The organism is Micromonospora mirobrigensis, assembly GCF_900091555.1.
Classification (GTDB): Bacteria; Actinomycetota; Actinomycetes; order Mycobacteriales; family Micromonosporaceae; genus Micromonospora; species Micromonospora mirobrigensis.
Window position 1 is genome coordinate 513,026 of the sequence record NZ_FMCX01000003.1, and the last position, 13,016, is coordinate 526,041.

11 protein-coding genes are annotated in these 13,016 nt (G+C 73.5%); 4 read left to right on the top strand and 7 right to left on the bottom strand.

Features of this window, described 5'->3' with window-relative positions:
• Window positions 1-6: 6 nt before the first annotated feature.
• Window positions 7-885: a bacteriorhodopsin gene (locus GA0070564_RS13515; protein WP_091608655.1), complete on the bottom strand. Its 879-nt coding sequence runs from the start codon at window positions 883-885 to the stop codon at window positions 7-9.
• Window positions 886-1,000: 115 nt separating this feature from the next.
• Between GA0070564_RS13515 and GA0070564_RS13520 the strand changes: the two genes are divergently transcribed.
• Both GA0070564_RS13520 and GA0070564_RS13525 read left to right on the top strand, forming a co-directional pair.
• Window positions 1,001-1,711: a bacteriorhodopsin gene (locus GA0070564_RS13520; protein WP_091608658.1), complete on the top strand. Its 711-nt coding sequence runs from the start codon at window positions 1,001-1,003 to the stop codon at window positions 1,709-1,711.
• Between the two features lie 86 nt (window positions 1,712-1,797).
• A complete protein-coding gene (locus GA0070564_RS13525) occupies window positions 1,798-2,706 on the top strand; it encodes a Brp/Blh family beta-carotene 15,15'-dioxygenase (RefSeq protein ID WP_176730664.1) in 909 nt (302 codons plus the stop codon).
• Between the two features lie 11 nt (window positions 2,707-2,717).
• Here GA0070564_RS13525 and GA0070564_RS13530 read toward each other — a convergent pair whose 3' ends face one another.
• The gene (locus GA0070564_RS13530; protein ID WP_091608669.1) at window positions 2,718-4,412 is read right to left on the bottom strand and encodes an FAD-dependent oxidoreductase; all 1,695 of its coding nucleotides are present in this window, start codon (window positions 4,410-4,412) and stop codon (window positions 2,718-2,720) included.
• A gap of 118 nt (window positions 4,413-4,530) precedes the next feature.
• On the opposite strand from GA0070564_RS13530, the gene GA0070564_RS13535 reads away from it, so the two are divergent.
• Window positions 4,531-5,676 carry an LCP family protein gene (locus tag GA0070564_RS13535; RefSeq protein ID WP_091608672.1) on the top strand — a complete coding sequence of 382 codons (1,146 nt, stop codon included), beginning with the start codon at window positions 4,531-4,533 and terminating at the stop codon, window positions 5,674-5,676.
• A gap of 78 nt (window positions 5,677-5,754) precedes the next feature.
• On the opposite strand, the gene GA0070564_RS13540 is transcribed toward GA0070564_RS13535, so the two are convergent.
• From GA0070564_RS13540 to guaB, 4 genes are all read right to left on the bottom strand, one after another.
• The gene (locus GA0070564_RS13540) at window positions 5,755-7,230 is read right to left on the bottom strand and encodes a M1 family metallopeptidase (RefSeq protein WP_091608675.1); all 1,476 of its coding nucleotides are present in this window, start codon (window positions 7,228-7,230) and stop codon (window positions 5,755-5,757) included.
• Window positions 7,231-7,321: 91 nt separating this feature from the next.
• The gene (locus GA0070564_RS13545; protein WP_091608678.1) at window positions 7,322-8,707 is read right to left on the bottom strand and encodes a M1 family metallopeptidase; all 1,386 of its coding nucleotides are present in this window, start codon (window positions 8,705-8,707) and stop codon (window positions 7,322-7,324) included.
• A 75-nt stretch (window positions 8,708-8,782) separates the two neighbouring features.
• Window positions 8,783-9,901, bottom strand: a complete 1,119-nt coding sequence (locus GA0070564_RS13550; RefSeq protein ID WP_091608682.1) for a GuaB3 family IMP dehydrogenase-related protein — start codon at window positions 9,899-9,901, stop codon at window positions 8,783-8,785.
• 30 nt (window positions 9,902-9,931) lie between these two features.
• Window positions 9,932-11,494: an IMP dehydrogenase gene (gene guaB, locus GA0070564_RS13555; RefSeq protein ID WP_091608686.1), complete on the bottom strand. Its 1,563-nt coding sequence runs from the start codon at window positions 11,492-11,494 to the stop codon at window positions 9,932-9,934.
• Window positions 11,495-11,703: 209 nt separating this feature from the next.
• Between guaB and GA0070564_RS13560 the strand changes: the two genes are divergently transcribed.
• On the top strand, window positions 11,704-12,114 hold the full coding sequence (locus GA0070564_RS13560; protein ID WP_091608691.1) for a DUF5319 domain-containing protein: 411 nt from the start codon (window positions 11,704-11,706) through the stop codon (window positions 12,112-12,114).
• Window positions 12,115-12,119: 5 nt separating this feature from the next.
• On the opposite strand, the gene GA0070564_RS13565 is transcribed toward GA0070564_RS13560, so the two are convergent.
• Window positions 12,120-12,932, bottom strand: coding sequence for a helix-turn-helix transcriptional regulator (locus GA0070564_RS13565; RefSeq protein ID WP_091608695.1), 813 nt, complete (start codon window positions 12,930-12,932; stop codon window positions 12,120-12,122).
• Window positions 12,933-13,016: the final 84 nt, after the last annotated feature.

A 13,016-nucleotide genomic window follows, 5' to 3' on the forward strand; every position in this document is an offset into this window, starting at 1 on the left:
ACGATCCTACCGACCGCGACCGGCTGCGCCGCGGCCCCCGCTCCGCCCGCCCCGGTCGCTGCGCACGGTCGCGTCGGTGATGCCGCCGCGCGGCAGCGCCACCTCGTCGGCGACGGCGGGGGCGTACCCCTCGGCCGCGCTGACCCGGCGGGCGATGATGCCGAGCAGCACCCCGTAGACGACCTTCGACGTGATGTCCGCGACCGTGTACGTGATCTGCCGGGCGACCACACCGTCGGCCGAGTCCCAGTACGCCGGCATCAGGTACGCGCCCGGGTACAGCAGCCACGAGCCGAGCAGCAGCCACCACACGCCGCGGGCGAGCGGGCGGGCGCTGGCCGGCAGGCGGCCCAGATTGCCGTAGACGGTCCGGGCGACCAGGACGAGCAGCAGGAGGAAGAACGCGGTGCTGACCAGTCCCCAGATCCAGTAGGGCGCCGACCGCTCGATCTCGTAGAACTGACCGGCGTAGCCGGTGTAGATCATGGCGAGCCCACCGACGACGAAGGCGACCCAGCTCAGGTGGAACCGGCGACCGGTCACCCCCATCACCACCAGCAGCTGGATCAGCAGCACGGGAACGTCGATCGACCAGTTGACGTACCGGTAACCGTTGGAGAAGAGGGTGTCGGACTGGACGAAGGCCGTACCGTCCCAGCGGAACGCGCCGACCCACCGCTGATAGAGCAGGAACAGCTCGAAGAAGGCCGAGACCATCACCACGGCCGAGAGCACCGAGGAGAACTGGTAGCGCGGGGCGAGGGAACCGCGGGTCACCAGGAAGTACACCAGTCCGGCGGCCATCACGGCGAAGCCCAGGCTGAGCACGTGGCTGATCAACGTGAACTGGTCCACGTTGTAGGAGAAGGTGTTCTCGAAGTTCATCCGCCACTCCGCCTGAATGTCGGCAATAGCTATTTTACCCGTTTATGCCCGTTACGGTAGACCGGTGGACAGGGGCTCGACGGGAATCGGCCGATCCTGAGACCGGGAGAGCGGCGTGACGGGGTGGTGGCTGTGGCTCTACGTCATCGCCATGGCGGCCGGAGCGCTCTTCTTCCTCGCCTGGTGGATCCGGCCCCGCGGCGTGCCCACGGTCGAGTACCTGGTCGCGATCGCCGTTCCCGTCTGGTCCGGTTCCTGGTACACCGTCCTCGCCCTCGGCGGCGGGCGGGTGGCGGACGCCGCCGACCAGACGGTCTACTGGGCCCGGTACGCCGACTGGACGGTCAGCGCCGCGCTCCTGCTCACCGCCCTGGCGCTGACCGCCACCCACGCGGTCCCCGGGCGGCACCCTCGGCTGGTGGCCACGCTGGTCGCCCTGAACGTCACGATGATCGGCGCCGGCCTGCTCGCCGACCTCTCCGCCGAGCCGGCGGGGCGGTATCTGCTGTTCGCCCTCGGCACGGCGGCGCTGCTGGGCATCTTCGCGGTGATCTGGGGACCGCTGCGCGCCGTCGCCCGCCGTCAGCCGGAGGGGCCGTACCACGCGTACCGGGAATCCGCGGTGCTGCTCACCCTGCTTTGGACCGGGTACCCGCTGCTCTGGCTCGCCGGTCCGTCCGGCGCCGGGCTGTTCGGCCCGACCACGGACACCGCCCTGTTCGTGCTGCTCTCCATCGCCTCCAAGGTCGGCTGGGGGATCTTCGACCTGGCCAGGTTGCGCAGCATCGCCCCACGGGGTGAACTCGTGCCGCCCGGATCCCGGTGACCGGGCCGTCCGGCGGCCCGGCGTCAGCGGTTCCGGGGGCCGTGCCCCCGGAGTGGGCAGGAACGACGCCGGCCGCGCGGATCAGCGTGGCGTCGACGCTGACCGTCGCCGCCCTGCTCGCGCTGGCCCCGCTGATCCGCCACACGGGCGTCGGCGCCTCGCCCGCGTACCTGGTGGCCGGCCTCCTCGTCGGCCTCCCGCACGGTGCGGTGGACCACCTGGTGCCCGGCTGGTCGTCGGCGGCGGCCCGGTCACCGGCAGCCCGGGTGGCCGTGCCGCTCGGCTACGCCGCTGTCGCGGTGGTGATCCTCGCGGGGTTCCGGTCCGCGCCAGGCCCCGCGCTGTTGGCCTTCCTCGCCCTGTCGGTGGCCCACTTCGGCGCCGCCGACGAGGCGTTCCACGCCGAACGGGACGGCCGGTCCGTCCGCTACCACCCGACCGGCGTACTCGCCCGGGGTGGGCCGCCGGTGGTCGTACCCCTGCTGGTCTGGCCGCACACGGTGGACCCGCTGCTGGCGGCGGTCGCGCCCGGCGTGCCCGCACTGCTCACCGCCGGACCGCGGCTGCTGGCGGCCGGCTGCCTCCTGGTCGCCGTCGCGCTCACCGCCGTCCGGGACCTCCGGGCCGGGCGGCACCTCGACGCGGTCGAACCGGTCCTGCTGGTCGCCCTCTTCGCCACCGTGCCGCCGGCGCTCGCCGTCGGCGCCTACTTCGCCGCCTGGCACTCCGCCCGGCACGTGACCCGGCTGCTCCGGGCGCACCCGGCCAACCGGAACGACCTCGCCGCCGGGCGGTGGCGGGCGCCGCTGCGCCGCTTCGCCCGCGCCGCGGCCCTGCCCACCCTCACCGCGGCGGCCGTGCCGGTGGTGATGGCGGGATGGCCCGGACCCGGGTTCGATCCGCTGCCCGGCACCGTCGCCACGCTCGCGGCGCTGACCGTGCCGCACTCCGCGGTGGTCGCCTGGCTGGACCGGCGGCGTCCGGCCGCCGGCTGACCGGCCCGGCCTCAACGCAGGGCGGCAGGGGCGTCCACGGGAACCGCCGGGCGGCGCGGGCGGACCGGCGACAGCCGGCGGTACGCCCCACCGAGCGGCGGTCGCGGATCCTCCTCGCCCTTGTTCGGCCAGAACGACATCGCCCGCTCCGCCTGCGCGGTGATCGTCAGCGACGGGTTGACGCCCAGGTTCGCCGAGACCGCCGCCCCGTCCACCACGTGCAGACCCGGGTGCCCGAACACCCGGTGGTACGGGTCGACCACCCCGTCGGCCGGGGTGGCGCCGATCGCCGCGCCGCCGAGGATGTGCGCCGTCATCGGGATGTTGAACGGCTCGGTGAGCGCGCCGCCGGGCGTACCGCCGATCTCGTCGGCGAGCAGCCGGACGGCCTGGTTGCCGGCCGGGATCCAGGTCGGGTTGGGCGCGCCGTGACCGGGGCCGGAGACCAGCCGCCGGCCCAGCGGGCCGCGCCGGAGCCGGGTGGTGAGCGAGTTGTCCACCGACTGCATCACCAGGGCGATCACCGTCCGCTCGGACCAGCCGCGCACCGACAGCATCCGGGCGGCCAGGCCCGGCTGCCGCAGGATGCTGCCCAGCCAGCGCCGGACCCGGTGCGGGCCGCCGTCGACCAGCAGCGACTGGAGCAGCCCCATCGCGTTGGAACCGCGACCGTAGCGGACCGGCTCGATGTGGGTCTGCGGGTCGGGGTGGAACGAGCTGGTGATCGCCACGCCCTCGGTGAAGTCGGTCCCCGCGGCCCGGGCGCGCTGCCGGGGCACCGACGCGCCGAGGATCGCCTCGGAGTTGGTCCGGGTCAGCTCGCCGAGCCGGGGCGAGAGGCTGGGTAGCGCGCCGGTCGCCCTCATCTCGTGCAGCAGCCGCTGGGTGCCGAGCGCGCCGGCCGCGAAGACCACCTGGTCGGCGTGGAGCACCTGGCGGCGCCTGCGCAGCCAGCCGCCGGTCCGCTCGGTGTGCACCTCGTACCCGCCGCCGGCCGCGGGGCGGACCGCGGTCACCGTGGTCAGCGGGTGGACCAGGACGCCGAGCTTCTCGGCCAGCCAGAGGTAGTTCTTGACCAGGGTGTTCTTGGCGCCGTGCCGGCAGCCGGTCATGCACGACCCGCAGTGTGAGCAGCCGGTGCGCTCCGGCCCGGCCCCGCCGAAGTACGGGTCGGCGACCCGCTGCCCGGGCCGGCCGATGTGCACGCCCACCGGGGTGGCGTGGAAGGTGTGCCCCACCCCCATCCGCTCGGCCACCGACCGCATCGCCCGGTCCGCGCCGGTGTGGATCGGGTACGTGGTGACGCCCAGCATCCGCTTCGCCTGGTCGTAGTGGGGGGCCAACTCGGCCCGCCAGTCCGTCACGTCCCGCCACTGCGGGTCGGCGTAGAAGGCGTCCAGCGGCTCGTAGAGCGTGTTGGCGTAGACCAGCGAGCCGCCGCCCACCCCGGCGCCGGAGAGCACCATGACGCCGCCGCCGGCCCGCCGGTCGGCCGACCGGAGCAGGGTGATCCGTTGCAGGCCGTAGCAGCCGAGTCTCGGCGCCCAGAGGAAGCGGCGCAGCCGCCACGAGGTCTGCGGGAACTCGTCGTCGGCGAACCGCCGGCCGGCCTCGAGCACCCCGACGGTCCAGCCCTTCTCGGCCAGCCGCAGCGCGGTGACGCTGCCGCCGAAGCCGGACCCGATGACGAGCACGTCGTACCGCATGCACGCATCATTACCGACGGGTAGCGGTCGCGCCAGGGTCCGTTTTCGCGCGATCATGCTGCGGCGCACCGGCCGGTGCGCCGCAGTCCACCGGCCGCCACGGGGAGAGGGAACCGGAATGGTTGAGCAGACAGCGGCGCCGCGCCGACGCTGGCACTGGGGCTGGGCGGTGCTCGCCGCCGTGGTCCTGATCGCGGCGGGCTCGGTGGTGGTCACCCGGCTGGTCGGCCGGTCGACCGTAGAGGCGCCGCCGCCGGTCGCCGCTCCGTCGAGCGCCACGCCGAGCCCGAGCCCGAGCCCGACAGTGACCGTCGCGCCGCCCAGCCCGAGTCCGACCCGGCCCCCGGGCGCGGACATCAAGGGACCGCTGACCCTGCTGCTGGTCGGGGTGGACACCCGGGTGAACATCCCCGGCTGGGAACCGCACTCCGACGCGGTGCTGGTGCTGCACGTGCCGAAGGGGCTGCGCCGGGCGTACCTCTTCTCCCTCCCCCGCGACCTGCTGGTGGACATCCCGGCGTTCCCGAAGGCCGGCTACCGCGGCGGCCGGACCAAGCTCACCCACTCGATGAGCTACGGCAGCCGGGTGCCCGGCCGGCCGAAGCGGCCCAGTACGGCGCAGGGCTACGAACTCCTCCGCACCACGGTGAGCCGGTACACCGGGTTGAGGATCGACGCCGGCGCGGTGATCACCTTCAACGGCTTCGACGACGTGGTGGACAGCCTCGGCGGCGTGGACCTCTACGTCGACCAGCGGGTCCCCTCCAAGCACCGGCGGCCGGACGGGAAGCACCGGCCGCCGGGCCCGGGCGGCTACGTCGGCCCGCAGATGGTGTACGAGAAGGGCAACCGGCACCTCAACGGCTGGCAGGCGCTGGACTACGCCCGCCAGCGCTACATCCCCGGTGGCGACTACGCCCGGCAGCGGCACCAGCAGCAGCTGATCCGGGCGCTGGCCCGGGAGATCCTGAGCCAGCGGCTGGCCCGTGACCCGGACCGGGTGCAGCGGGTGGCCCGGGCGCTCGGCGACACCGTGCTCTTCGCCGGCGGCGGGCTCAAGCTGGTCGACCTGGCGTACGCCCTGGGCGGGCTGCCGCCGACCGCGTTCACCCTGGTCGGCCTGCCCGGCGGTGGGGTCGGTTCGGGCAGCGCCTACCGGGGTGAGCAGCTGTCGCCGCTGGGCCGGGGCTTCCTGCCGGCGCTGCGCGCGGGCAGGGCGGACGCCTACCTCGCCGCCCACCCCCAGCTCCGCGTCCGCAGCTGAAGCAGGGGTCCCTTCTCAACACCGGAGTGTTAAGAAGGGGCCCCTGCTATGCATGAGGCGTTAAGAGGGGGCCCCTCCTTACGCCTTCTTCGGCAGGGCGGGGCGCTTCTTGCCGTAGAGCCAGGCGTCGAAGAGCTTGTCGAGCTGCTTGCCGGAGACCCGCTCGGCGAGCGCCACGAACTCGGCGGTGGTGGCGTTGGCGTTCTTCTTCTCCGCCGCCCAGGTCTTCATGATCTTGAAGAAGGCGGCGTCGCCGACGGTCAGCCGCAGCGCGTGCACGGTCATCGCGCCCCGCTCGTAGACCGACTCACCGAACATCTCCTTCATGCCCGGCCTGCCCGGCGGGACCTGCCACATCGACTGCGGGGCCCGCTGGTAGCGCACGTCGAACGCCTGCTGCGCGGTGTACTCGCCGCTGTGCTCCATCCAGAGCCAGGCGCCGTACGAGGCCAGCCCCTCGTTGAGCCAGATGTCCTGCCACTTCGCCAGCGCCACGCTGTCGCCGAACCACTGGTGAGCCAGCTCGTGCGCGACCACCTCGGTGTTCTCGCCCCGGCGGAAGAAGCCGCCGGAGTAGACCGGCCGGCTCTGCGTCTCCAGTGCGAAACGGATCCGGTCGTCGGAGATCACCACCCCGCCGTACGCGTCGAACGGGTACGGCCCGAAGACGGTCTCCAGGTAGTCGGCCACCTTGACGGTCTGCTTGATCGACGCGTCCGCGGCGCCCTTGGGCAGCGAGGTGGTGACCGCGCTGTAGACCGGCCGTCCCTTGTGGGTGCCCTCGGTGACCCGGAACTTCCCGATCACCACGGTGCTCAGGTAGCTGGCCATCGGCGCCGACTCCGACCACTTCCAGGTGGTCCAGTCACCCTCGGTGCGCTTCTCGTCCAGCACACCGTTGCTGACCGCGACCAGGTCCTTCGGGACGGTGATCTCGAAGTCGTACGTCGCCTTGTCGGAGGGGTGGTCGTTGACCGGGTACCAGCTGCTGGCCGACTCCGGCTGGCCGAGGGCGATCGCCCCGTCCGGGGTGTGGAAGAAGCCGCCCGAGCCGAGCGTCTTGTTCTCCAGCGGCTTCGGCTTGCCGGCGTAGTCGATCTCGGCCACGAAGCCGTTGCCGTTGGTCAACCCGCTCTTCGGCGTGACGACCAGCTCGTTGCCCTGCCGGGCGGCGGTGGCGGGCGCGCCGTCCACGGTCGCCTTCCGCACGGTCAGCCCGGCCAGGTCGAGGTTGAACGAGGAGAGGTCGGCCGTCGCCGTGGCCTGCACCGTGGTCGTGCCGGTGAGCTGGTCCTTCGCCGGGTCGTAGCGCACCTTCACGGTGTACTTCCCGACGTCGTAGCCCCCGTTGCCGTACTTCGGGAAGTAGGCGTCCCCGACGCCGGCCGCCCCCGGCTCGAAGTCCCGGGACGGGGTCGGCGACGGCGTCGCCGCCGGCGTCCCGCTCGCCGCGGCCCGCGGCTCGTCGTTGTCGTCGGCCGCCGAGCATCCGGTCAATCCGAGTGCTCCGGCCAGCAGCGTCGCGGCCGCGCGACGCGGCTCCCACCAGGTCATGCGTGAGGTCCTTCCCCCGTGTGTCCACGTCGGACCGCCACCGTCGGGTCCGTCGCTCGCGGCAGACTACCGGGGATCGATCACGGTCACGTCACGGCAGGCCGGGCGGGGTCGTGCCGGTCAGCCAGGTGTCCAGCAGCGGCTTCAGGTCGCGGCCGGCGACCTGCCCGGCGTAGGAGACGAAGTCGGCGGTGGTGGCGTTGCCGCCGCGCCGCTGCGCGGCCCAGCCGCGCAGGATCCGGAAGAAGGCGTCGTCGCCGACCGCCCGGCGCAGCGCGTGCAGCGCCAGCGCGCCGCGCTGGTAGACGCCCTCGCCGAACATCGCCGCCCGGCCCGGGTCCACCGACGGCTTCGACCAGTCGGTCGCCGCGTAGCGCAGCTCCGCGGTGCGCTGCGCGGTCGGCCCACCGTCGTGCTCCTGCCAGAGCCATTCCGCGTACGTCGCGAAGCCCTCGTTGAGCCAGATGTCGCTCCACCGGGCCACCGACACGCTGTCGCCGAACCACTGGTGGGCCAGCTCGTGCGCGATCACCACGGTGTTCGGGCCGGACCGGAAGAAGCCCGGCCCGTAGACCGGCCGGGACTGGGTCTCCAGCGCGTACCGGATCCGCTCGTCGGCGATCGCGATCCCCCCGTACGCGTCGAACGGGTACGGCCCGAACCGGCTGGCCAGGAAGTCCACCACCGCCCCGGTACGCGCCACCGAGGCGGCCGCCGGACCGTCGGCGGGCAGCGCGTCGGCGACGGCGGTCACCATCGGCTTCCCGGCGTGCGTCACGGTGGTGACCTGGTAGTCACCGATCACCAGGGTGGTCAGGTAGCTGGCCATCGGCGCGCCCTCCACCCACCGCCAGGTGGTCCAGCCACCGCTGGTGCGCTCCCCCCGGGGCACCCCGTTGCTCAGCGCGGCCAACCCCTCGGGGACGGTCACCTCGATGTCGTACGTGGCCTTGTCGCAGGGGTGGTCGTTCACCGGGAACCAGGTGCTCGCCGAGGTGGGCTGGCCGAGGGCGATCGCCCCGTCCGGGGTGGCCAGCAGGCCGCCGCTGCCCAGCTCGCCGTCGACCACCGAGGTGGGCACCCCGCCGTACGCCACGTCGACGGTGAACCGCTTCCCCGGGTCGAGCCGGTGGGCGGGGGTGACGACGAGTTCCGCGCCGTCGTGGCGGTGCCGGGCGTCGGCCCCGTCGACGCGTACGGAGTCGACGGTCAGGCCGGTGAGGTCGAGGTTGAACCGGGAGAGCTTCGCGGTCGCCGTGGCGGTGACGGTGGCCTGCCCGGTGAGCCGGTCGGTGGCCGGGTCGTAGCGCACCCGCAGCCGGTAGTCGGCGACGTCGTAGCCGCCGTTGCCGGCCCCGGGGACGTACGGGTCGCCGGCGTCGGCCGCGCCCGCCCGGTACCCGTCGTCGGAACGTGTGCAGCCAGCGGCCAGCAGCGCTGCCGCCAGCGCCGCCGCGTACCACCGCCTGCGGGTCATCCGCCGAGCGTAGAGGCGCGACGGCGCGGGTGGGACCGGAATCCGCACCCGCGCCGTCGCGACGTCGTGCCTCGCTCAGCGGTCCAGGACCAGGCCGACCTTCTGGAACTCCTTGAGGTCGCGGTAGCCGCACTTGGCCATCGCCCGACGCAGGCCGCCGAAGAGGTTCAGCTGGCCGTCCGGCTCGTCGGCCGGCCCGAAGAGCAGCCGCTCCATCGAGCCGATCGGCTCGCCGGCCACCTCGAAGGCGCCGCGCGGCAGCGACGGGTGGCTGGCGGCCGAGTGCCACCACGCGCCGCCGGCCGGGGCCTCCTCGCAGAGCGACAGCGGCTCGCCGAGCATCACCGCGTCCGCGCCGCAGCCCAGCGCCTTGGCGATGTCGCCGGAGGTCTGCATGTCCCCGTCGGCGATCAGGTGCACGTACCGGCCGCCGGTCTCGTCCAGGTAGTCCCGGCGGGCCGCGGCGGCGTCGGCGATCGCGGTGGCCATCGGCACCCGGATGCCCAGCACCGACTCGGTGGTCGACCAGTCGTCGCCGCCGATGCCGACGATCACGCCGGCCGCGCCGGTGCGCATCAGGTGCAGCGCGGTCTTGTAGTCGGTGCAGCCGCCGACGATGACCGGCAGGTCGAGGTCGGCGATGAACTCCTTGAGGTTCAGCGGCTCGTCGGTGGTGGAGACGTGCTCGGCGGAGACGATGGTGCCCTGGATGACCAGGATGTCCACGCCGGCGTCGAGGATCACCGGGGCGAGCGCCAGGGTGTGCTGCGGGGAGACCCGCACCGCCACCGTGCCGCCACCGGCGCGCAGCTCACGGACCCGCTCGGCGATCAGGTCGGGGCGGATCGGCTCCGCGTACACCTCCTGGAGCCGCTTGGTGGCCCGGGCGTCCTCGCCCAGCCCGGCCAGCTCCTCCAGGATCTTGGCGGGGTTCTCGTAGCGGGTCCAGAGGCCCTCCACGTTGAGCACGCCGAGGCCGCCGAGCTGCCCGAGCCGCACCGCCGAGGAGGGGCTCATGGTGGCGTCCGACGGGTGGCCGACGCAGGGGATGCCGAACGGGTACGCGTCGAGCTGCCAGGCGGTGGAGACGTCGTCGACGTCCCGGGTGCGGCGGCTCGGCACGATGGCGATGTCGTCCAGGTGGTAGCCGCGCTGCGCGGTCTTGCCCAGCCCGATCTCGACCACGTCACGCATGGGGACTCCAGGTGGTTGGGGGGTGGTGGGTCAGCGGGAGTGGTAGTTCGGCGCCTCGACGGTCATCTGGATGTCGTGCGGGTGGCTCTCCTTGAGCCCGGCCGCGGTGATCCGGATGAGCTGGCCGCGCCGGTGCAGCTCGGGGATGCTCTCGGCGCCGACGTACCCCATGGCGGCGCGGAGGCCACCGGTGAGCTGGTGGGCGACCGCGGAGAGCGGGCCCCGGTAGGGCACCTGACCCTCGACGCCCTCGGGGACCAGCTTGTCCTCGGCGAGCACGTCCTGCTGGAAGTAGCGGTCCTTGCTGTAGGACTTGGCCTGGCCGCGGGACTGCATCGCGCCGAGCGAGCCCATCCCCCGGTAGGCCTTGTACTGCTTGCCGTTGATGAAGATCAGCTCGCCGGGGCTCTCCTCGCAGCCGGCCAGCAGGCTGCCGAGCATCACCGTGTCGGCGCCGGCCACCAGGGCCTTGGCGATGTCGCCGGAATACTGGATGCCGCCGTCGCCGATCACCGGCACGCCGGCCGGGCGGGCGGCCCGGGCCGCCTCCATGATCGCGGTGATCTGCGGTACGCCCACCCCGGCGACGATCCGGGTGGTGCAGATCGCGCCCGGGCCGACACCCACCTTGACGCCGTCGGCGCCCGCGTCGACCAGGGCCTTCGCCCCCGCGTACGTGGCCACGTTGCCGCCGACGATGTCGATGGCGACGTCCTTCTTCAGCCGGGCGACCATCTCCAGCACGGCCCGCTGGTGCCCGTGCGCGGTGTCCACGATGAGCACGTCGACGCCCGCGTCGACAAGCGTCCGGGCCCGCTTGTAGGAGTCCTCGCCGACGCCGACCGCGGCGGCGACCCGCAGGCGGCCCGCGGCGTCCTTGGTGGCGTTCGGGTACTGCTCGCTCTTGGTGAAGTCCTTGACGGTGATCAGGCCGCGCAGCCGGCCCGACTCGTCGGTGATCGGCAGCTTCTCGACCTTGTGCCGGCGCAGCAGGTCCAGCGCGTCGTCCTTGCTGACCCCCACCCGGGCGGTGACCAGCGGGGTACGGGTCATGATCGAGTGCACCGGGGTGGCCGGGTCGGAGACGAAGCGCATGTCCCGGTTGGTGACGATGCCCACCAACTGGCCGTCCCGGTCGACCACCGGCACCCCGGAGATCCGGTAGCGCCCGCACAACTCGTCCACGTCGCGCAGCGTGTCGTCGGGGCTGGCCGTGACCGGGTTGGTGATCATGCCGGACTCGGAGCGCTTGACCAGGTCCACCTGGAGCGCCTGGTCCTCCATCGAGAGGTTGCGGTGCAGCACACCGATGCCGCCCTGGCGGGCCATGGCGATCGCCATCCGGGCCTCGGTGACGGTGTCCATCGCGCTGGACAGCAGCGGCACGGTCAGCTCGACGTTGCGGGTGAGCCGGGTCCGGGTGTTCACCCGGCTGGGCACGACGTCCGACTCGCCGGGCTGGAGCAGCACGTCGTCGAAGGTCAGCCCGAGCGGCACCACGCGGGCCGAGCCGGCCGGCAGCTCCGGCAGGTGGCCGCCCAACTCGCCGGTGTCGAGGCCGGCAGGAAGGTCGGTGCTGGGCGAATTCTCCACGATTGCTCCCCTGAGCTGCTCGGACGGGCTTCAGCGAGGCGGCGCGTGCGCGCACCGGCGTACGCCGGCAGGCACGGCGCGTGGCTTCATCGTACCCATTGAGCTGGGGAGCCCCCGCCGGTGCCGGGCCGGGCCACGCCGACCGCCGACCGGCCCTCCGGGCGGCCCAGGGGCGGACTTGGGCCAGGGGTTGGGACTACGGTGAGGGGGTGCACGAGGAGCCCATCGACCCGTTCAACGGTGACCCCGCCGACCCGGCGGCGGGCCTGCACGACCCGGGCGACGACGCCGAACTCGATCCGCTGACCGACGTCGAGCGCCAGGACGTGCTGGAGGACCTGGCCGACCTGGAGATCTACCAGGCCCTGCTGGCCCCGATCGGGGTGCGCGGGCTGGTGATCGAGTGCGAGGACTGCCGCGAGCCGCACTACTTCGACTGGGACCTGCTCCGCGGCAACCTGCGCCACCTGCTCAGCTCAGGCCGCCCCCGGGTGCACGAGCCGGCGTACGACCCGGACCCGGACCACTACGTCACCTGGGACTACGCCCGCGGTTACGCCGACGGGGTGCACGACACGCTCACCGAGGGCACCGACGAGGGCGCCGGATCGGCGGGCTGACCGCTTCAGGCCACCAGGCCGGCCCGGAAGCCGGCGGCCACCGCGTGCGCGCGGTCCCGGGCACCGAGCTTGCGGAACAGCCGGCGGGCGTGCGTCTTGACGGTGTCCTCCGAGACGAACAGCTCCCGCCCGATCTCGGCGTTGCTCTTCCCCTCGGCCATGCCGAGCAGCACCTGGAGTTCCCGCTCGGTGAGCCCCACCGAGCTCCGTTCGGCCGGCACCGGCGGACGCTGCGCCCCGGCGTCGCCGTCGGTCTCCTCCTCGGCGTCGACCTCGTCGTCGCCGCGCTGCACGGGCACCACGGCCGGGGTGTTGCCGTTCAGCTCCGGACCGGCGGGCCAGGCCGGGGCGGGCGCCTGCGGGGTGCGCCCAGGCGTGCCCGAGCGGGCCTGGCCACCGACCGTGGCGGTGTCCCGGGCCGGGTCGCTCACCCGGGCGCGGTTCGCCCGGCCGGGGGCCGACAGGAGCAGCAAAGCCTTGGCCACCGCGCTGGTCAGGTCGTGGTCGGCGCCCTGGATCAGGCCGCGGGCCCCGGCGCTCATGGTCGCCGCCGCCGCCTCCGACTCCTCCGCCCCGAACAGCAGCACCGCGGCCTGCGGCGCCCGGGCGAGCACCCGGCGCACGAAACCGGCGCTGTCCGGCCGGGTGAGCGCCGTGTCGGCGAGCACCACGTCGGTGGGACGTTCGGCGAGCCGCAGCATCACCTCGGGATCGGAGGCCGCGGTGCGGATGACCGCGGACAGACCGAGCCGGGCCGCCGCGGACGTCAGCTGCTGGGCGGCGACCGGGGTCCGAACGCACACGAGAACCGTACGCACAGTTGCTCTCCTCTCCGCCTCAGAGCAGACCATGAGGGGCCAGCTCCGGGAGGAGGTTCCGGGCAATCCTCCGAACTTTTCCGA